We start from the raw sequence: 19365 nt of genomic DNA, 5'->3' as shown, positions 1-19365 counted from the left end.
GGGTGGAAAAGTAGGACACCGCCGAACACCCTTTAACCGCGGCCCTCCGACACCAACCGGAGGGCCGCGGCATTTCCATTTGAATAATGGCGAATTGTCGACCGTTCACGCCGGCACGTAAACTCGCGTCGGCGGGGCGACAGCGAGAGGTGTACGTGAGCGAGGACAGGCAGGCCGGCGGACGCGACGAACGTCGGCCGCGGCGAACGTCGAACTCGAGTGGGCCGCGTCGTCCCCGCGATCAGCGGGCGGCGCCGCGCAGTTCCGGTCCCAACCGCGCCCGCTCGTCGCAACCACGCTCCACGGACAGCCCGCGTTTCGAGGGTCCGCCCATTCCGCCCGAGATCGAGGCGAAACAGCTGGCGCCCGAAATCCGCGGTGAATTGACCACTTTGGACCGCAGCACCGCCGACGCCGTCGCCCGCCACCTCGTGGCGGCCGGCGAATTCCTCGACGAGGACCCCGAACTCGCGCTGGCGCATGCCCGCGCCGCGAGGGCCCGGTCCGGGCGCATCGCCGCGGTGCGGGAGGCGGTCGGCATCGCGGCCTACCACTGCGGTGACTGGGCCCAGGCTCTCGCCGAACTTCGAGCCGCCCGCCGAATGGGCAGCAAGTCACCGTTGCTCCCGCTCATCGCGGACTGCGAACGGGGGGTCGGACGTCCCGAACGCGCCATCGAACTGGCCCGCGGCCCCGAGGCCGATCAGCTCACCGGAGACGACGCCGACGAGATGAAGATGGTCGTCGCCGGTGCGCGGGCGGACCTCGGACAACACGAACAGGCCCTCGCCGTGCTGGCCACGCCGCAGCTCGATCCGGCCCGGCGCGGCCCAACGGCTGCGCGTCTGTTCTACGCCTACGCCGACACGCTGCTGACCCTCGGGCGCACCGCGGACGCGCTGCAGTGGTTCCTCCACGCGGCGGCCGCCGACATCGAGGGCGTCACCGACGCCGAGGACCGGATCACGGAACTCAGCTGACGTGACAACCCTTGTGCAGCAGCACGACTGTCTGCTTCTCGACCTCGACGGGACCGTCTTCCGCGGACACGAACCGACCACCGGAGCGGTCGACACCCTCGCCGCGCTGAGCGTGCGCGTGCTCTACGTGACCAACAACGCCTCGCGCAGCCCCGCCGACGTCGCGGGCCACCTCGTCGAACTCGGCTTCGCCGCGGCGGCCGACGATGTGGTGACCAGCGCCCAGAGTGCGGCCCACCTGCTGGCCGAGGAGCTACCCGCTGGATCGCGGGTACTGGTCGTCGGCACGGACGCGCTGGCCGCCGAGGTGGCCCTGGTCGGGCTCGAACCGGTCCGGCGGTTCGACGAGGACCCCGTCGCCGTCGTCCAGGGGCATTCGCCACAGACCGCATGGGCCGATCTCGCCGAGGCCGCACTGGCGATCCGCGCAGGCGCACTGTGGGTCGCCGCCAACGTCGACCTCACGCTGCCGTCCGAACGCGGCCTGCTGCCCGGCAACGGCTCCATGGTGGCCGCGTTGCGCACGGCGACCGCCCGCACACCCAGGGTGGCGGGCAAACCGCAGCCCACGCTGATGCGAGACGCGTTGAGCCGCGGCGACTTCCGCACGCCGCTGGTGGTGGGCGACCGGCTCGACACCGACATCGCCGGGGCGTCCGCGGCGGACCTGCCGAGCCTGATGGTGCTCAGCGGCGTCAGCACCGCCGACGAAGCTCTGCGCGCGATACCCGAGGAGCGGCCCGACTACATCGCCGAGGATCTGCGGTCCCTCGACGCGCCGGCCGACGTCCTGCGCATCGGACCGCACCCCGGGTGGCGATGCGAGGTGGACGCCGACGGGGTGACCGTGCACACCGTCGACGGGCACCGCGGCGACGCACTCTCGGTGTTGCGCGCGACGGCGTCGGCGGTCTGGCAGTCCGACCTGCCCGGCACCGACTTCGCCGTGCGCGCCGGTGACGACACCGCGGCCGCCGCGCTGCAGCGGTGGTCGCTGCTGTCCACAGCCATCGACTAGCGTGGCTGTCGACATGAGTACCGATCCCGATCAGCTTCGCACCGAGGTCGCGGCCCTGCTCGCCGACCTGCCCGCGCCCGATCATGCCGGGGACCTCGCCGACGGCGACATCGACACGGTCGCCGCGCGCTTGGAGGAGGCGCACGATCTGCTCGTGCAGGCGCTGGCGGCGGTCGAGAAGGGCTGAGCGCACGTGACACGGCGCGCCCGGGTCGACGCCGAGTTGGTGCGGCGGGGGATGGCCCGATCGCGGCAACAGGCCGCCGAACTCATCGCGGCCGGCCGGGTCACCGTCGACGGGATGCCCGCGGCCAAACCCGCTACCGCCGTCGCGGTGACCGCCAACATCACCGTCGACACCGGCGACGAACGCACGTGGGTCTCCCGCGGTGCCCACAAGATCATCGGCGCCCTCGACGCCTTCGGTGTCGTCGTGACCGGCAGGCGGGGTCTGGACGCCGGGGCGTCGACGGGTGGGTTCACCGAGGTCCTCCTCGACCGGGGCGCCCGGGAGGTTGTGGCCGTCGACGTCGGCTACGGACAGCTGGCGTGGTCGCTGCGTTCGGATGCGCGCGTGGTCGTCGTCGAACGCACCAACGTGCGGGAACTCACCCCGGAGATGATCGGCGGCCCCGTCGACATCGTGGTCGCCGACCTGTCGTTCATCTCGCTGGCGACCGTGCTGCCCGCGCTGACCGCCTGCGCGTCGCCCGACGCCGATATCGTTCCCATGGTGAAGCCGCAGTTCGAGGTCGGGAAGGATCGGGTGGGCGCCGGTGGTGTCGTCTCGGATCCCGAGCTTCGGATGGAATCCGTACTGGCCGTGTCGGCCAAGGCCGACGCGCTCGGCTGGCAGACCGTCGGCGCGACCGCGAGTCCGTTGCCGGGCCCGTCGGGCAACGTCGAATACTTCTTGTGGCTGCGGTCCCGCACAGACAGCGGGTTGCGCGGCGACGATCTCGAGAACGCGGTGCGCCGCGCCGTGACGGAAGGGCCGCAATGACGTCCGAACGCACGATCCTGTTGGTGGTCCACACCGGCCGCGACGACGCCACCGAAGTGGCGCGTCGGGTACAGAAGGTGCTCAGCGACAACAACATCGGATTACGGGTGTTGGCCGCCGAAGCCGTCGACCGCGGTCCGGTGCACCTGTCGCCCGACGATATGCGCGCGATCGGCGTGGACATCGACGTCGTCGACGCCGACGAACGCGCGGCCGAGGGCTGCGAACTGGTGCTCGTCCTCGGCGGTGACGGCACCTTCCTGCGGGCCGCCGAACTCGCCCGCAATGTCGAGATCCCGGTCCTGGGCATCAACCTCGGCCGCATCGGCTTCCTGGCCGAGGCCGAGGCCGAGGCCATCGACACCGTGCTCGACCACGTCGTGCGGCGGGACTACCGGGTGGAGAACCGGATGACCCTCGACGTCGTGGTGCGGGCGGAGGGCCGCATCCTCACCCGGGGGTGGGCGCTCAACGAGGCGAGCCTGGAGAAAGGGCCGCGGCTCGGGGTGCTCGGCGTGGTCGTGGAGGTCGACGGCAGGCCGGTCTCGGCGTTCGGCTGTGACGGTGTGCTGGTGTCGACGCCGACCGGTTCGACGGCCTACGCGTTCTCCGCGGGCGGGCCCGTGCTGTGGCCGGACCTCGAGGCGATCCTCGTGGTGCCCAACAACGCCCACGCGTTGTTCGCGCGGCCGATGGTCACCAGCCCCGACGCGGCAATCGCCGTCGAGATCGAGGCCCGCGGCCACGACGCGCTGGTGTTCTGCGACGGCCGACGCGAGATGGTCGTGCCGGCCGGCGCCCGGCTCGAGGTGACGCGGTGCGGGACGCCGCTGAAGTGGGTGCGGCTCGACAGCGCCCCGTTCACCGACCGCCTGGTGCGCAAGTTCCGGCTCCCCGTCACCGGATGGCGGGGGCAGTAACGCATCGTGCTGTCGGAAATCCGCATCGAGTCCCTCGGCGCGATCAGCGCCGCCACCGCAGAGTTCGACCGTGGCCTCACCGTGCTCACCGGCGAGACCGGCGCCGGTAAGACCATGGTCGTCACCGGGCTGCACCTGCTCGGCGGCGCGCGCGCCGACGCCAACCGCGTCCGGTCCGGTTCCGAACGCGCCGTCGTGGAGGGCCGGTTCCTGACGACCGACCTCGGCGACGGCGTCGCACAGCGCGTCGACGACCTGCTCGAATCCTCGGGCGCCGAACGCGACGACGACGGCAGCATCATCGCCGCGCGGTCGGTCAGCAAGGACGGACCGTCCCGCGCCTTCCTCGGGGGCCGCAGCGTGCCCGCCAAGTCGCTGGGCAACTTCACCACCGAACTGCTCACCCTGCACGGTCAGAACGACCAGTTGCGGCTCATGCGCCCCGACGAACAGCGTGCCGCTCTCGACCGGTTCGCCGCGGTCGACAAACCGCTGCGCCGCTACCGCGCCGCCCGCGAGGAGTGGCTCACCGCCCGGCGCGATCTGACCGACCGCCGCGCGCGGGAGCGCGAACTCGCGCAGGAGGCCGACCGGTTGAAGTTCGGGATCGCCGAGATAGAGACCGTCGACCCGGCGCCCGGCGAGGACGACACGCTCGTCGACGACATCCGGCGGCTCTCGGAACTCGACGCGCTGCGCGACGCCGCGGTACTGGCCCGCGCCGCGCTCAGTGGCGCCGACGACGATCCGACCGGGGATGCGGCATCGGCGGCCAACCTCGTCGCGCAGGCCAAGGCGGCCCTGGAGGGCACCGACGACGCCACCCTGCGGTCGCTGGCGACCCAGCTCGCCGAAGCGCTCGCGGTCGTGGGCGACGTCGCCGGCGAGCTGGGCGACTACCTGGGCGCGCTGCCGTCGGACGCGAGCACGCTCGAGACCAAACTCGCGCGCCAGGCCGAGCTGCGCACCCTGACGCGCAAATACGCCGCCGACATCGACGGGGTACTCGCGTGGGCGCAGGAGTCGCGGGACCGCCTCGACCAGCTCGATGTGTCGGAGGAGGCGCTGGCGAGCCTGGAACGGCGCGTCGGCGAACTGCAGGACGCGGTGGTGGCCGCCGCGGCCGAACTGACCAAGACCCGCGCCAAGGCCGCCAAGGGGCTGGCCAAGGCGGTGACGGCCGAACTGTCGGGGCTGGCGATGGGCGGGGCGGAGTTCACGGTCAGCGTCGCACCGCTGGCCGTGCGCGCCGACGACACAGCCCCGCTCACGCTCGCCGACGGCACCGTCGCCCACGCCGGCCACGACGGGGTCGACGCCGTCGACTTCGGGTTCGCGGCCCACCGCGGCACCGACGTGCTGCCGTTGTCGAAGTCGGCGTCCGGCGGCGAACTGTCGCGGGTGATGCTCGCGATCGAGGTGGTGCTCGCCGCGTCGGCGGAGGGCACCACGATGGTCTTCGACGAGGTGGACGCGGGTGTCGGCGGCCGGGCCGCGGTGCAGATCGGCAGGCGGTTGGCGCGCCTCGCGCGGACCCACCAGGTCATCGTCGTCACCCACCTGCCGCAGGTCGCGGCGTACGCCGACGCGCACCTCGTGGTCGACAGCAGCGGGCGGGGCAAGGCCAGCGTGGTCCGGCGCATCGAGGACGACGACCGGGTCGCCGAACTGGCCCGGATGCTCGCCGGCCTCGGGGACACCGACAGCGGCCGCGCCCACGCCCGGGAACTGCTCGACGCGGCGCGGGCCGAGGCCGCCGAAGCGCGGTGAGCCTCAGCGCGCGAGGACGGTGTCGACGAGGGTCGAGATGAAGAGGGCGTCGGGTGCGTCGGCGGTGAGCAGACATCGGTAGAAGACGGCGCCGGACAGTGCCAGCGATGCCGACTCGGGATCCACTGATCGCACCTCACCCGCCCGCACCGCGTCGGCGATGGTGTCGGTCAACCGCCGGCGGCGCTGTGCCGAGTACGCGTGCAAATGCGCGCGCATGCCGGTGTCTACATCGGCGGCGTGGATCAGCGCCGGGATGGCCGCCGACACCGCGGAGTCGGACAGGGCCCCGGCCAGGTGGGTCAACAGCAGTTCGATCCGCTGCCGGAACGTGCCGGCCGGAATGGCCGACGCCGGGTCGGGTTGGGTGTTGAGGGTGCGAAGAGCATCGGCGAGTAGCGCCGCCTTGTCCGGCCAGTGCCGGTAGACGGTACTTCGTCCCACGCCTGCGCGGGTCGCCACCGCGTCCATGCGGAACCCGGCATATCCCGACGCGGCGAACTCCTCGAGTGCGGCGCGGCAGATCACCCGGCGCGAGTGCTCGACGCGCGGGTCGGGCGGACGGTCAACCACGCGTTTTCCTGTGACACAGACCTGTTCTATAGCGAGACATGAGCGTATCGTAACCCTCAGGAGGTGCGAAGATGACTGAGACACGCATCCGTTACATCGTGGACGACGTCGACGTGGCGGTCGAGTTCTACACCCGGCATCTGGGGTTCGACGTTCGGATGAGACCCGGTCCCGGCTTCGCGATGATCGGCCGGCAAGACCTGTGCCTACTGCTCAACTCCCCGGACGGCGGCGGTGGCGCGGGCCGTTCGCCGGTGCCCGGCGACAGTCCGGAACCCGGCGGGTGGAACCGCTTCCAGATCCAGGTCGACGACCTCGCCGCCGTGGTGGACGACATGCGTCGCGGCGGTGTGCGCTTCCATGGCGACATCATCACGGGCCGGGGCGGCAGACAGGCGCTCGTGCTCGATCCCGCGGGCAACAAGGTGGAACTCTTCGAGGCCTACGGCTGACCGCTGACCTGGGACGCGTGTGACAGAAGGTAACTTCTGAGGCAGGTGTTACGGCGCGCCTCCACCTCTACTTGAGGGTTCGACTACAGAATCGCCGACATGAAGATGTCAGCGCTGCTCACCCGTAATGCCAGTGCACGTCCGGGAATCACCGGCACCGCCCGCGTGGATCGCGACATCGACCGACTTCTGCGCCGTATCGGGCCCGGTGACATCGTCGTCATCGACGCCCTCGACCTCGACCGCATCACCGCCGACGCGCTGGTCGAGGCCAGGGTGGCGGGTGTGGTCAACGCCTCGCCGTCCATCTCGGGGCGCTACCCGAACCTGGGTCCTGAGGTGTTGGTGGCCAACGGGATCGTGCTGATCGACGAGACCGGTCCCGAGGTCTTCAAGAAGGTCAAGGACGGCCACCGGGTGCGGCTGCACAACGGCGGCGTCTACTCCGGTGACCGGCGTCTGATCGCGGGCACCGAGCGCAGCGACCACGAGATCCACGAGTTGATGCACGAGGCCAAGAGCGGGCTGGTCGCGCACCTCGAGGCGTTCGCGGGCAACACCATCGAGTTCATCCGCAGCGAGAGCCCGCTGCTCATCGACGGTATCGGCATCCCCGACATCGAGGTCGACCTCAACCGCCGCCACGTGGTGATCGTCGCCGAGGAGCCCAACGCCGCCGAGGATCTCAAGGCGCTCAAACCGTTCATCAAGGAGTACCAGCCCGTGCTGGTCGGGGTGGGCACCGGCGCCGACATCCTGCGCAAGGCCGGCTACCGGCCGGCGCTCATCGTCGGCGACCCCGACCGGATGAGCGCCGAGGTGCTGCGCAGCGGCGCCCAGGTGGTGTTGCCCGCCGACGCCGACGGCCACGCCGCGGGCCTGGAGCGCATCCAGGACCTCGGGGTGGGGGCGATGACGTTCCCGGCCGCGGGTTCGGCCGCCGACCTCGCGCTGCTGCTGTGCGATCACCACGGCGCGTCGCTGATCGTCACGGTCGGCCACACCGCCAGCATCGAGGAGTTCTTCGACCGTAACCGGCAGCGCAGCAACCCCTCGACGTTCCTGACCCGCCTCAAGGTGGGGGAGAAGCTCGTCGACGCGAAAGCCGTTGCGACGCTGTACCGCAGCCGGGTGTCCGGTGGTGCGATCGCGCTGCTGATCCTGGCGATGCTTGTCGCGGTGATCGCCGCGCTGTGGGTGTCCCGCGCCGACGCCGCGGTGATCGAATGGGTCCAGCAGTACTGGAATCAGCTCGTGCTCTGGGCGCAGGGCCTGGTCAGTTAGGGGGGCACGGTGATATCGCTGCGTACGCACGCGATCTCGCTGGCGGCGGTGTTCCTGGCGCTGGCGATCGGTGTCGCGCTGGGTTCGGGCCTGCTGTCCAACACGGTGCTCTCCGGGCTGCAGGACGACAAGAAGGATCTGCAGAACCAGATCAACGGGCTCACCGACGAGAAGAACGCGCTCAACCAAAGGCTCACCGCCGCAGGGGAATTCGACGCGCAGATCGCGCCCCGGGTGCTGCGCGACACGCTCGGCGGCAAGTCGGTGGTGCTGTTCCGCACCCCGGACGCCGCCGACGCCGACGTCGACGCGCTGACCCGCTCGATCGGGCAGGCGGGCGGAACGGTCAGCGGCACCGTGACGCTGACCCAGGAATTCGTCGACGCCAACTCCGCGGAGAAACTGCTGTCGGTGGTGAACTCGCCGATCGTGCCCGCGGGCCAGCAGCTCAGCACCACCGCGGTGGACCAGGGCTCGCAGGCCGGCGACCTGCTCGGCATCGCGCTGCTGCTGGGCAAGGACCCCGCCGCTCCCGCGGTCGGGGACGCCGAACGCGACACCGTGCTCACCGCGCTGCGCGACACCGGGTTCCTGACCTACGGCGCCGAACCGGTGCGTGCGGCGAACACCGCGCTGATCGTCACCGGCGGCGGCCTGGGTGACGACGCGGGCAACCGCGGCGCCACCGTCGCGCGCTTCGCGGCCGGCCTCGCCAAACACGGCGCCGGGACCGTCCTGGTGGGGCGGGACGGCTCCGCGACGGGCACCGGCGCCGTGGCGGTCACCCGCTCGGATGCGGCGCTGACGGGCGCCGTGAGCACCGTCGACGACGTGGACACCGAATCGGGTCGCATCACCGCGGTGCTCGCGCTCGCCGACCTCATCGGCGGTGCCAGGCCGGGGCAGTACGGCATCGGTCAGGGGGCGGGTGCGGTCACCGTCACGCAGTGACCTCCGGCGCGCCACCGACGACCTGTCGGAGTCGGTGTTAAGGTGGGGTTCCGTGGGTCGGCAGGCCCCAAAGCTAGGACCAAGCCTAGAAAAGTAAGCCCTGCCCGTCGTCACGGAGGTTGTTCTTGCCAGCGCTACGCAAGCATCCGCAAACGGCCACAAAGCACCTCTTCGTCACGGGCGGCGTCGTCTCCTCCCTGGGCAAGGGTCTTACGGGGTCGAGTCTCGGACAGTTGCTCACTGCCCGCGGTTTGCAGGTGACGATGCAGAAGCTCGATCCCTATCTCAACGTCGACCCCGGCACCATGAACCCGTTCCAGCACGGCGAGGTGTTCGTCACCGAGGACGGGGCCGAGACCGACCTCGACGTCGGCCACTACGAACGGTTCCTCGACCGCAACCTGTCGGGGTCGGCCAACGTGACCACGGGCCAGATCTACTCGTCGGTGATCGCCAAGGAACGCCGTGGCGAGTACCTCGGTGACACCGTGCAGGTGATCCCGCACATCACCGACGAGATCAAGAGTCGCATCCTGGCGATGGCCGCTCCCGACGAGCACGGCAACCGGCCCGATGTGGTGATCACCGAGGTCGGCGGCACCGTCGGCGACATCGAATCGCTGCCATTCCTGGAGGCCGCCCGCCAGGTGCGCCACGAGGTCGGCCGGGAGAACTGCTTTTTCCTCCACTGCTCGCTGGTGCCGTACATGGCACCGTCGGGCGAGCTCAAGACCAAGCCGACCCAGCACTCGGTCGCCGCGCTGCGCAGCATCGGTATCCAGCCCGACGCGCTGATCCTGCGCTGCGATCGCGATGTGCCCGAGGCGCTGAAGAACAAGATCGCGCTGATGTGCGACGTGGACGTCGACGGCGTCATCTCCACTCCCGACGCCCCGTCGATCTACGACATCCCCAAGGTGCTGCATCGCGAGGAACTCGACGCCTACGTCGTGCGGCGGCTGAACCTGGCGTTCCGCGACGTGGACTGGACGCAGTGGAACGATCTGCTCAAGCGGGTGCACGAACCGCACGAGACGGTGCGAATCGCGTTGGTGGGCAAGTACATCGACCTCTCCGACGCCTACCTGTCAGTGACCGAGGCGCTGCGCGCGGGCGGGTTCTTCCACCACGCCAAGGTCGAGATGGTCTGGGTCGCCTCCGACGACTGCGAACTCGACAACGGTGCGGCCGCGGCGCTCTCCGACGTCGACGGTGTGCTGATCCCCGGTGGGTTCGGCATCCGTGGGATCGAGGGCAAGATCGGCGCGATCGCCTACGCCCGCAAGCGGGGTCTGCCGGTGCTCGGGCTGTGCCTGGGACTGCAGTGCATCGTGATCGAGGCGGCCCGCTCGGTCGGGATCACCGGCGCCAACTCGGCGGAGTTCGATCCGGCCACCCCGGATCCGGTGATCTCCACGATGGCCGATCAGCGCGACGCGGTCGCCGGTGCGGCCGACCTCGGCGGCACCATGCGGCTCGGCGCGTATCCCGCTGTGCTGGAAGAGGATTCGATCGTCGCGCAGGCCTACGGTGCGACCGAGGTGTCCGAGCGGCACCGGCACCGCTACGAGGTCAACAACGCCTACCGCAAGCGGATCGCCGAGAGCGGCCTGCGCTTCTCGGGCACATCGCCGGACGGTCACCTGGTCGAGTTCGTCGAGTACGACGCCGAACAGCATCCGTTCCTCGTGGGCACGCAGGCGCATCCGGAGCTCAAGAGCCGGCCCACCCGGCCGCACCCGTTGTTCGCGGCGTTCATCGGCGCCGCACTGGACTACAAGGCCGCTGAGCGGTTGCCCGTGGAGATCCCCGAGCAGCGTTCCAACGGGGTCGAGCAGTTGCTGCAAGAGCCCGCATCCCGTGGCTGAGCACGACTTCGAGACCGTCGACAGCGAGATCGTCTACGAGGGGGCGATCCTCGCGCTGCGTGCCGACGAGGTGCGGATGCCGGGCGGCACCACCGCCCGCCGCGAGGTCGTCGAGCACTTCGGCGCGGTGGCGATCGCCGCACTCGACGACGACGGCAACATCACGCTGGTCTACCAGTACCGGCATCCGGTGGGCCGGCGGTTGTGGGAGTTGCCCGCCGGACTGCTCGACATGGGCGGTGAGGCCCCCCACCTGACGGCGGCGCGCGAACTGCAGGAGGAGGCGGGGCTGGCCGCGCAGGAGTGGCGGGTGCTGGTCGACATCGTGTCCTCCCCGGGCTTCGCCGACGAGAGCGTGCGCGTCTACCTCGCGACGGGGATCACCGAGATCGACCGGCCGGAGGCCCACGACGAGGAGGCCGACCTGATCGTCAAACGCGTTCCGCTGTCGGAGGCGGTCCGTATGGTGCTGTCCGGAGAGATCGTCAACTCGATTGCGGTGGCGGGGATCCTGGCGGCACATGCGTTCCGGGACGCGGACACCCTGCGTCCGCTCGACGCGGAGTGGACCGACCGGCCCTCGGCTTTCGCCGGGCGGAAAGGTCACTGATGACCACCTCAGCTGTTCGACGCACGCTCGACGATCAGCTGCAGGGGTATCTCGACCACCTGACCATCGAACGCGGCGTCGCCGCGAACACCCTGAGTTCCTACCGGCGGGACCTGCGCCGCTACGCCGAGCACCTCACCGTGCGCGGCGTCGAGGACCTCGCGCAGGTCACCGAGACCGACGTCAGTGAGTTCCTGGTGTCACTGCGCCGGGGCGATCCGGACACCGGCGCGAATGCGCTCTCGGCGGTGTCGGCGGCCAGGGCGCTGATCGCGGTGCGTGGTCTGCACCGCTTCGCCGCCGCCGAGGGGCTGACCGAACTCGACGTCGCCCGCGCGGTCAAACCGCCCACACCCGGCCGCCGCCTGCCCAAGAGTCTGTCGATCGACGAGGTGCTCGCGCTGCTCGACGGCGCAGGCGGGGACAGTGAGGCCGACGGCCCGCTGACGCTGCGCAACCGCGCCCTGCTCGAACTGCTCTATTCGACGGGCGCCCGGATCTCCGAGGCCGTCGGGCTCGACATCGACGACGTCGACACCCACGCGCGGTCGGTGCTGCTGCGCGGCAAGGGCGGTAAACAGCGGCTGGTGCCGATCGGCAGGCCCGCGGTGAGCGCACTCGACGCCTACCTGGTCCGCGGTCGTCCGGACCTCGCGCGCCGGGGTCGCGGCACCCCGGCGATCTTCCTCAACGCGCGCGGCGGGCGCCTGTCCCGCCAGAGCGCGTGGCAGGTGCTGCAGGACGCCGCTGAACGGGCCGGGATCACCTCGGCGGTGTCGCCCCACACCCTGCGCCACTCCTTCGCCACCCACCTGCTCGACGGCGGCGCCGACGTCCGCGTCGTCCAGGAACTGCTCGGCCACGCCTCGGTGACGACGACGCAGATCTACACGATGGTCACGGTGCATGCGCTGCGCGAGGTCTGGGCCGGGGCCCATCCGCGGGCGCGCTGACTCAGCGTCTGCTGATCCCGTTCGCACGCAGCCCGTCGACCTCGAGGGTGATCCGCTTCGCCGGCGCCACTGCGATACCGCGGGCGACGCTGCGCGGCGACGGCGCGAGGCGGTCACGTTCGGGCATTCTCAGGTCGAGGCGCGCCAGGATGGTGCCGAGGGCGACGGCGAGTTCGGCCGTCGCGAATGCCGCGCCGATACAGCGCCGGTACCCGCCGCCGAACGGTGCGTACTCGAACGGTGTGGGGCGACGGGCCAGGAAGCGGTCCGGATCGAACCTGTCCGGCGCCGACCAGATCTCCGGGTTGAAGTGCAGCGCGTGGAGCGCGACGCCCACGACCCGGCCCGCGGGGTGGGTGACCCCGGCGACGGTGAGTGGTTCGGTCAGTCGCCGCAGCACGATGGGCACCGGCGGGTGCATCCGCAGCGTCTCCTTGACCACCGCACCCAGGTACGGCAAGGCGACGAGGTCGAGTGGGGTGGCCGCGCCGGAGAGTTCGGTGAGGACGCGCCCGCGCACCGCGTCGTCTCGGTGGATGTGGAAGAGCGCCCACGCCACCGACGAGGCGGTGGTCTCGTGACCGGCGGCGAGCAGGGTCCGCAGCTGGTCGAGGGTCTCGGCGTCGGTGCGACCCCGTCCGGTCTCGTCGGTGGCGGACAGCAACAGGTCCAGCATGTCGCCCCCGGAACACCCGGGTGCCCGGCGCGTTGCCATGTCCTCCGACAGCAGCCGGTCGAGATCGTCGCGCAAGCGCAACAGCTTCGCCCACGGTCCGACACCGGCGAGGTCGCGGCGTAGGGCGGGCAACAGCATCAGCGGTGCGGTGTTCGCGGCGAGCAGGGCCTTGACCGCCTCGGTGTAGCGCTGCCTGCGGGCGGGGTCGGCGACGCCGAAGACCACGCGGACGGCCACATCCAGGGTGATGTCGACACCGAGGTCGTAGGCGTCGACGGTGCCGCCGGGACGCAGGAGGTCGATCTGTGCGGCCGCGGCTTCGGCGATCACGTCGGTGTAGCTCTTGACCTGCTCGCCGTGTAAAGCGGGCGTGAGCAGTGCGCGCTCTCGGCGGTGGTGTTCCCCGGAGAGCAGGATCAGCGACGCCGGACCCACGACGGGTTCGATGGGGTTGGGCAGCGGCGCACGGCAGCCGTGCGACGGTGCGGTCAGGATGTCCCGGGCGGCCGCGCTGGTGCCATGGAAGACCACCCGTCCCAACCCGGGGAAGTGCAGTGCGAACGGGCCCTGCGAGGTGGCCTTACCGGTGAAGAACTTCACCGGGTCCACGGCTGCGGCGGCGGCCGACAGCAGCGCCGTGGGCAACTCGGACATTGTCGCTCTCACGGACACTGCACCACTTTTCGGTGACCGCTTTCGCCACCGACGCTCCGCCGCGTCGACCGTATTTCCAGGAGGCCGTGTCGTCGGACGGATCCATCGCCGCGGAGGACGGCCGGTGAGAATATCCCAGGTTTGCCTAATTGGTGCGAGGATGACGTTTTCACTGTTCGTACCCGGGGTAATTCGTCACGACTGGTTCTCTGAGAGAGCGAGTGGAGCCGTCGCGTCCTCAAAGGCGAAAGCACGGCATGGACACGCATCGGTGCTGGTCGCAGCATCGCGCGTGCAGGCGTTCCTTGCGGACGCGAATACCTTGCACAGCGTGGTTCGTTGAGTTGAGGTCGGGTGCCGCCGACTGTTGCGTCGCTCCGAGTTCTCATCAAGATCGCCGGATTGTTTGCGCGTGGCGATTCGGTATGGGGACCGAATTCCGCATGAATGGTATTCAGAAATTGACCAGGTGGTAAGTCCTCCATTGGTTGATCAATTCCTTTCTCGCTTTCATCGGTTCATTCGAACCGCCGGCGGACGGGAATTCGCAGGAGAATTGATTGTTTGCGAGCTCGGACCACTGCGTTGCGTGCTGTCGACCCCACGTTACGCCCGGCACGCGGCGGCGGAGCCGAAACAGCGATATCGGTCGCGGTGGTCATGTTGGCTGCGCGCACCGCGCGGGGCGGCGTCCTCCCGACCGAAGGCGCCGGCCCGGTGGCGCACGGTTCGACATCTCGACGACGGCGAAACACGCGGTTGTGGTGCAGATCGTGCCCATACCACGGCTCGGCGGCCGCTAGGGTTCAAACAGTTCGGTGGTCACTTCTCCGTCAGGAACCGGTGCTGTGGGGCGGTTGCTGACATCACACGCCCATGGTGCGTCGACCGGCTCCACGGCAAGTCGGTCGCCGTCCCGCAAAAGACCAATTTTGGTCGGACCTTGGTCGGTTCCGTTTGCCATAGGGCCGGAACCGGCTGGTAAATCACCTCGACATCGAACGGCTGCACGCAATCATCATTGATTAAGAAAGCATTTCGTCGAGGTCGCAAAAAAGTTTCGCTCTGATGGCCTGAATTCGGCGTAACGTAACGCAGCCAAGAGGGTCGACTCGCATTCCTGGGGCGCTATTCGCGGCGGAGTGGCGATGAATCGGGGTGGTTTTCATGGGTGGTTGTCCCGTCGACGCGGCAACCCGGCCACGCGTGGTGGACCACATCGTCGACTACCTGGCTGCCGGCGGTGTGCGGTATCTCTTCGGTGTCGACGGCGCGAACATCGAAGACGTCTACGACGCCGCCCATCTGCGTGATGACGTCACCGCGGTGCTGGCCAAGCACGAGTTCTCGGCGGCCGCGATGGCCGACGGGTACAGCCGCAGCGGTGCCGGGCTCGGGGTCGTCATGGCGACCTCCGGTGGCGGTTCACTCAACATCGTCCCCGGACTGGGGGAGTCCCTGGCCAGCCGCGTCCCGGTTCTTGCGCTGGTCGGCCAGCCGCCGTTGTCCCTCGACGGTCGGGGGAGTTTCCAGGACACCAGCGGGTGCAACGGGTCGCTCGACGCCCACGCGCTGTTCTCGGCGGTGTCGGTGTTCTGCGAACGGGTGACCGAGCCCGCCGACATCGTCACCCTGCTGCCGCGGGCGGTACGGGCGGCGTTCTCCGGCGGCCCGGCAGTCCTGTTGTTGCCCAAGGACATTCAGCAGGGCGTGCTCGAGCACGACCGGCATGCCGTCGAGCGGAACGGCCGCGCCCCGACGTCGCGGCATATCGGCGATCCGCTCCCGATCGCGCGGGCGCTGCGCAAGGTCGACGGGCCCGTCACGATCATCGCGGGGGACCAGGTGATCCGTGACGACGCGCGCGCCGAACTCGAACAGTTGCGCGCGGTGCTGCGGGCCTGCGTAGCCGTCACCCCCGACGCCAAGGACGCCGCGGGGACACCCGGTGTGGGCTCTTCGTCGTCGATCGGGGTGACCGGTGTCATGGGACATCCCGGCACCGCCGAAGCGATCTCGGGAAGTGCGATGTGTCTGCTCGTCGGATCCCGCCTGCCCGTCACCGCGCGGGCCGGCCTGGATGCCGCGCTCGCCGAAACCCGGGTCCTCTCGATCGGCTCCGCCCCGCCCTACATTCCGTGCACCCACATCCACAGCGACGATCTCAGCGCGTCGCTGCCGCTGTTGACCCGCGGTTTGATCGGACACAACCGGCCACACGGATTGCGGGTCGCCGACCGTGTCCCGCGAAAGGAATTGGCGCCGCCGGTCTTCGACGGCGACGGCGTGCGCTACCGGGATGCGATGAAGGCGCTCGACCGGCTCCTGCCCACCGACGTGGACATCGTCGTGGACGCCGGGAACACCGGTGCCGCGGCGGTGCACTACCTGCCGGTGCGCCGGCGGGGACGGTTCCTCGTCGCCCTCGGCATGGGCGGTATGGGCTACAGCTTCGGCGCAGGTATCGGGGTCGCCTTCGGCAGGGGCCGCCGCACCGTGGTGATCGCCGGTGACGGGTCGTTCTTCATGCACGGCCTCGAACTGCACACGGCGATCCAGCACCGGCTGCCCGTGACCTTCGTGCTGTTCAACAACAACGCTCACGGCATGTGCGTGACGCGGGAACAGCTCTATTACGACGGCACCTACAGCTACAACAGGTTCAGCCCCAGCCGCCTCGGCGCCGGCCTGAGCGCGATGTTCCCCGGTATGCCGTCGGTCGACGTCGCCGACGTCGCCGATCTCCCCGGCGCGGTCGCCTCGGCACTCGACACCCGCGGACCATCGGTCGTGTCGGTGGAGTGTTCCGCCGACGAGATCCCGCCGTTCGCACCGTTTTTGACGGCAAACCGGCCGACAACCCCCAGCCTGTCCACCATCCACGAGGAGGAACCGATCGATGTCCCTGCCAGCGCTTGACGATATCGTCACCCACACCGGTAGCACCGGTCCGATCGACGGCGTCATCCGCATCGAGACGTCGCCGCGCGAGAAGGCGACCCCCATCATCATGGACATGATGCGGTCGGTCTATCCGCACGATGAGGTGTTCGGCGAGTTCTGCACCGTCAACAGCTACGTCGACTGCCCGCCGGACGCCCTGTTCGACTACCTCTCCGACACCCGCTGCCTCGAGGAATGGACCTACAGCCTGCGGGGCTTCGAACCCACCGCCGAGGAGGGGCTGTGGCTGGCGTGGGACCGACTGGGCTCCGAGACCGAGATCTACACCAGGACGGTGGCCAACCGCGAGGCGGGCACGGTCGACTACCACTGCGCGTGGGACCAGGGCAGGCATCTGTGGATGATCTATCTGATGCGCGTGGTCGACGCACGGGTCGTCCTCAACAAGCCGGGTTCGGTTGTGCTGTGGACGAACTGCCATCACCCGTTCTATGACGACAACCCCTACCCGGAGACCGCACCGCCGGAGCGGCCGGTCTGGGTGGGCGACTTCTGGGACATGTTCGGCGCCGGCCACCTGCTCGAGTTGAGAAACCTCAAGGCGATCGCGGAGTACCGCCACCGCAACGGCCTGCCGATCAAACCGGCCTGGATGGATTGAGGGTTTCCGAGATGACCGTCAGCCTGGTCGACGTTTCGACCTACCTGCCCGGTGAACCCATCGGCGCCGAGTACTACGCCGATTTCGCCAGCGCCGACGAACTCCGCGAGCACCTGATGTTCCGGGCGCCGAAGTACCGCCACCACGTCGCCGAGGACGAGACCGCCATCGACATGGTGGAACGCGCCACCGCGGGCCTCGTCGAACGCCACGGCCACGACGCCATCGCCGAGGCCGACATCCTGATCACGCATTCGCAGATGCCCGACATGCCGTTCTACGGCGGCGGCGGCGGGATGGCCCACCGACTCGGGATGAAGCCGCGGACGGTGATCGACCTGCACAACGGCGGCTGCGCCGCCTTCATTCTCGGCCTGAAACTGGCCCGCACGCTGATCGAGGCGGGTGAGGGGCGCACCGCGCTGATCGCGTTGGCGCAGAATGCCGCCGGCCAGATCTTCGACCAGCCGCTCACGCGGCAGAAAGCGCAGTCGTGCGTGCCGGGCGACGGCGCCGCGGTGGGACTCGTGACGCTGTCCGACGAGTCGCCGGTGCTCGACGTGGAGTGCCGCACCTACGGTGAGTACGCCGGCGACATGACGATCGCCGTGGAACCGTTCCGCAAGTGGTGGCAGCCCGGCCCGGGGGAGGGCTGCATCGGCTTCACCGAGGCCAAGATCACCAAGGTGCTCGCCCGCGGCAACCGCCAGGTGCCGGAGGTGTCCTTCGCGGTGTGCGACCGGCTCGGCATCAAGCCCAAGGAACTGGATCTGTTCGTGACGAATCAGCCCAACCGCGTGTTCCTGCGCAATTGGCGTGACGCGCTCGAACTGCCCAAGGAACGGCACCGCGACACCTTCGACGAATGCGGGAACCTGTTCGCCGTCGGCATCCCGATGAACCTCGACCGGGCGATCAACGACGGTCAGCTCAAGCACGGCGACACCGTGCTGATGGCGGCGTTCGCCCACGCCGGGGACTTCGCGGGCGCCGCGGCCGTCCGCTGGGGTGGTCGGGTCGCATGACACTCGTCGCCGAACCGGGACCGGCGTCCTCACCACCGAGACCGACGCCGCGGGGCGCCTCGGCGCTGGCCCCCGCGGTGGACCCGATGGCGTTGTCCCTCAACGAGAATCCGTTCCCGCCGCTGCCCGCCGTCCGCACCGCGATGATCGAGTCGATCCAGGCGGCCAACCGGTACCCGGAATTCCTGCCGGAGTCATTGCGCCACCTGATCGCCAATCACATCGGCGTCCCCGACGAGCAGGTCGTCGTCGGTGCCGGGGCGACCGGGGTGCTGGTGCAGGTGATGCACGCGTTCACCACACCCGGCGACCGGATCGTGCTGCCGGTACCGACTTTCGAGGGTTACACGATCGCCTCGGCGATGACGCGCCTCGACGTCGTCAAGGTGCCGTTGCTCCTGGACGGGCACCACGACCTCGACGCGATGGCCGATGCGGCGGCCGACGCCCGGCTCGTGGTGATCTGCCGGCCGCACAACCCGACGGGCACGGTGGAGACCCTCGCCGCGCTGGAGGCGTTCCTGCGCCGGCTGTCTGAGGACACCATCGTCGTCCTCGACGAGGCCTACGTCGAATTCGTCGCACCCCAGTGGCGCATCGACGCGATCGGCCTCATCGAGCGGTACCCCAATGTCCTCGTGCTGCGGACGTTCTCGAAGGCCTACGGGCTGGCGGGTCTGCGCATCGGGTACGCGATCGGATCGTGGGGTCTGACCGCAGAGCTGTGGGCGATGCAATTGCCGTTCGGGATGGCCAGCACCGGGCTGGTCGCCGTCGCCGCGTCGTATCGCGCGGAAAGCCAACTGCGCCAACGTATTCGGATGATCACCTCGGAGCGGCGCAACTTGCGGATGCGGTTGCGCTCGATTGGTGTGCAGAGCATCGACGGACACGCCAACTTCGTGTACCTGCCCAGCGGGGACCGGCCGTGGCGCGAGATCTTCGACGGGGCGGACGGAGTCCGGGTCAAACACTGCGCAGACGGCGGCGTGCGGATCACCGTGGGCGGCCGGTCCTCGACAGGTGCCGTGCTCACCGCCCTACGCGGGAAGGGTTGACCGTC

Annotated in this window: 18 protein-coding genes; 16 read left to right on the top strand and 2 right to left on the bottom strand. The window is 69.6% G+C overall.

Annotation, left to right across the window (positions count from 1 at the left end; genetic code table 11):
- Positions 1 to 149: 149 nt before the first annotated feature.
- The 6 genes from AU194_RS11555 to recN are packed head-to-tail and all read left to right on the top strand — an operon-like array spanning position 150 to position 5691.
- The gene (locus tag AU194_RS11555) at positions 150 to 980 is read left to right on the top strand and encodes a tetratricopeptide repeat protein (protein ID WP_369804091.1); all 831 of its coding nucleotides are present in this window, start codon (positions 150 to 152) and stop codon (positions 978 to 980) included.
- 1 nt (position 981) lies between these two features.
- On the top strand, positions 982 to 1998 hold the full coding sequence (locus AU194_RS11550; RefSeq protein WP_059089370.1) for an HAD-IIA family hydrolase: 1017 nt from the start codon (positions 982 to 984) through the stop codon (positions 1996 to 1998).
- A 13-nt stretch (positions 1999 to 2011) separates the two neighbouring features.
- Complete coding sequence (locus AU194_RS11545; RefSeq protein WP_197417599.1) at positions 2012 to 2185, top strand: hypothetical protein; 174 nt, start codon at positions 2012 to 2014, stop codon at positions 2183 to 2185.
- A 6-nt stretch (positions 2186 to 2191) separates the two neighbouring features.
- Positions 2192 to 3001, top strand: a complete 810-nt coding sequence (locus AU194_RS11540; protein ID WP_059089368.1) for a TlyA family RNA methyltransferase — start codon at positions 2192 to 2194, stop codon at positions 2999 to 3001.
- Positions 2998 to 3921: an NAD kinase gene (locus AU194_RS11535; protein ID WP_059089367.1), complete on the top strand. Its 924-nt coding sequence runs from the start codon at positions 2998 to 3000 to the stop codon at positions 3919 to 3921. The genes AU194_RS11540 and AU194_RS11535 overlap by 4 nt, the downstream gene beginning before the upstream one ends.
- A 6-nt stretch (positions 3922 to 3927) precedes the next feature.
- Positions 3928 to 5691 carry a DNA repair protein RecN gene (gene recN / locus AU194_RS11530; RefSeq protein WP_059089366.1) on the top strand — a complete coding sequence of 588 codons (1764 nt, stop codon included), beginning with the start codon at positions 3928 to 3930 and terminating at the stop codon, positions 5689 to 5691.
- A 3-nt stretch (positions 5692 to 5694) separates the two neighbouring features.
- On the opposite strand, the gene AU194_RS11525 is transcribed toward recN, so the two are convergent.
- Positions 5695 to 6264: a TetR/AcrR family transcriptional regulator gene (locus tag AU194_RS11525; RefSeq protein WP_059089365.1), complete on the bottom strand. Its 570-nt coding sequence runs from the start codon at positions 6262 to 6264 to the stop codon at positions 5695 to 5697.
- 71 nt (positions 6265 to 6335) lie between these two features.
- Here AU194_RS11525 and AU194_RS11520 point away from each other — a divergent pair, with 71 nt between their 5' ends.
- From AU194_RS11520 to xerD, 6 genes are all read left to right on the top strand, one after another.
- Complete coding sequence (locus AU194_RS11520) at positions 6336 to 6716, top strand: VOC family protein (RefSeq protein WP_059089364.1); 381 nt, start codon at positions 6336 to 6338, stop codon at positions 6714 to 6716.
- 99 nt (positions 6717 to 6815) lie between these two features.
- On the top strand, positions 6816 to 8000 hold the full coding sequence (steA, locus tag AU194_RS11515; protein ID WP_059089363.1) for a putative cytokinetic ring protein SteA: 1185 nt from the start codon (positions 6816 to 6818) through the stop codon (positions 7998 to 8000).
- 9 nt (positions 8001 to 8009) lie between these two features.
- Complete coding sequence (locus AU194_RS11510) at positions 8010 to 8951, top strand: copper transporter (RefSeq protein WP_059089362.1); 942 nt, start codon at positions 8010 to 8012, stop codon at positions 8949 to 8951.
- 125 nt (positions 8952 to 9076) lie between these two features.
- The gene (locus AU194_RS11505) at positions 9077 to 10819 is read left to right on the top strand and encodes a CTP synthase (RefSeq protein ID WP_059089390.1); all 1743 of its coding nucleotides are present in this window, start codon (positions 9077 to 9079) and stop codon (positions 10817 to 10819) included.
- The gene (locus AU194_RS11500) at positions 10812 to 11429 is read left to right on the top strand and encodes an NUDIX hydrolase (RefSeq protein ID WP_059089361.1); all 618 of its coding nucleotides are present in this window, start codon (positions 10812 to 10814) and stop codon (positions 11427 to 11429) included. Before AU194_RS11505 ends, AU194_RS11500 begins: the two co-directional genes overlap by 8 nt.
- The gene (gene xerD / locus AU194_RS11495; protein WP_059089360.1) at positions 11429 to 12382 is read left to right on the top strand and encodes a site-specific tyrosine recombinase XerD; all 954 of its coding nucleotides are present in this window, start codon (positions 11429 to 11431) and stop codon (positions 12380 to 12382) included. Before AU194_RS11500 ends, xerD begins: the two co-directional genes overlap by 1 nt.
- A 1-nt stretch (position 12383) precedes the next feature.
- Here the strand turns inward: xerD and AU194_RS11490 are convergent, their stop codons facing one another.
- Entirely contained in the window at positions 12384 to 13712 is a 1329-nt protein-coding gene (locus AU194_RS11490) for a cytochrome P450 (protein ID WP_059089359.1), read from the bottom strand.
- A 1167-nt stretch (positions 13713 to 14879) separates the two neighbouring features.
- On the opposite strand from AU194_RS11490, the gene AU194_RS11485 reads away from it, so the two are divergent.
- The 4 genes from AU194_RS11485 to AU194_RS11470 are packed head-to-tail and all read left to right on the top strand — an operon-like array spanning position 14880 to position 19360.
- Entirely contained in the window at positions 14880 to 16631 is a 1752-nt protein-coding gene (locus AU194_RS11485) for a thiamine pyrophosphate-binding protein (RefSeq protein WP_059089358.1), read from the top strand.
- Positions 16612 to 17277, top strand: coding sequence for a hypothetical protein (locus AU194_RS11480; RefSeq protein ID WP_059089357.1), 666 nt, complete (start codon positions 16612 to 16614; stop codon positions 17275 to 17277). The genes AU194_RS11485 and AU194_RS11480 overlap by 20 nt, the downstream gene beginning before the upstream one ends.
- A gap of 11 nt (positions 17278 to 17288) precedes the next feature.
- On the top strand, positions 17289 to 18302 hold the full coding sequence (locus AU194_RS11475) for a 3-oxoacyl-ACP synthase III family protein (protein ID WP_059089356.1): 1014 nt from the start codon (positions 17289 to 17291) through the stop codon (positions 18300 to 18302).
- Complete coding sequence (locus AU194_RS11470; RefSeq protein WP_059089355.1) at positions 18299 to 19360, top strand: histidinol-phosphate transaminase; 1062 nt, start codon at positions 18299 to 18301, stop codon at positions 19358 to 19360. The genes AU194_RS11475 and AU194_RS11470 overlap by 4 nt, the downstream gene beginning before the upstream one ends.
- The last annotated feature ends 5 nt before the right edge of the window (positions 19361 to 19365 follow it).

The organism is Mycobacterium sp. GA-2829, from assembly GCF_001499965.1.
Lineage (GTDB): Bacteria > Actinomycetota > Actinomycetes > Mycobacteriales > Mycobacteriaceae > Mycobacterium.
This window is presented reverse-complemented; position numbering and strand designations above follow the sequence as displayed.

What these genes read in the sequence shown, in the direction of transcription:
- AU194_RS11545 (WP_197417599.1), top strand. Translation starts at nt 2,012, where the DNA reads ATGAGTACCGATCCCGATCAGCTTCGCACCGAGGTCGCGGCCCTGCTC.
- AU194_RS11535 (WP_059089367.1), top strand. Translation starts at nt 2,998, where the DNA reads ATGACGTCCGAACGCACGATCCTGTTGGTGGTCCACACCGGCCGCGAC.
- AU194_RS11520 (WP_059089364.1), top strand. Translation starts at nt 6,336, where the DNA reads ATGACTGAGACACGCATCCGTTACATCGTGGACGACGTCGACGTGGCG.
- steA (WP_059089363.1), top strand. Translation starts at nt 6,816, where the DNA reads ATGAAGATGTCAGCGCTGCTCACCCGTAATGCCAGTGCACGTCCGGGA.
- xerD (WP_059089360.1), top strand. Translation starts at nt 11,429, where the DNA reads ATGACCACCTCAGCTGTTCGACGCACGCTCGACGATCAGCTGCAGGGG.
- AU194_RS11490 (WP_059089359.1), bottom strand. Translation starts at nt 13,712, where the DNA reads ATGTCCGAGTTGCCCACGGCGCTGCTGTCGGCCGCCGCCGCAGCCGTG.
- AU194_RS11485 (WP_059089358.1), top strand. Translation starts at nt 14,880, where the DNA reads ATGGGTGGTTGTCCCGTCGACGCGGCAACCCGGCCACGCGTGGTGGAC.
- AU194_RS11480 (WP_059089357.1), top strand. Translation starts at nt 16,612, where the DNA reads ATGTCCCTGCCAGCGCTTGACGATATCGTCACCCACACCGGTAGCACC.
- AU194_RS11475 (WP_059089356.1), top strand. Translation starts at nt 17,289, where the DNA reads ATGACCGTCAGCCTGGTCGACGTTTCGACCTACCTGCCCGGTGAACCC.
- AU194_RS11470 (WP_059089355.1), top strand. Translation starts at nt 18,299, where the DNA reads ATGACACTCGTCGCCGAACCGGGACCGGCGTCCTCACCACCGAGACCG.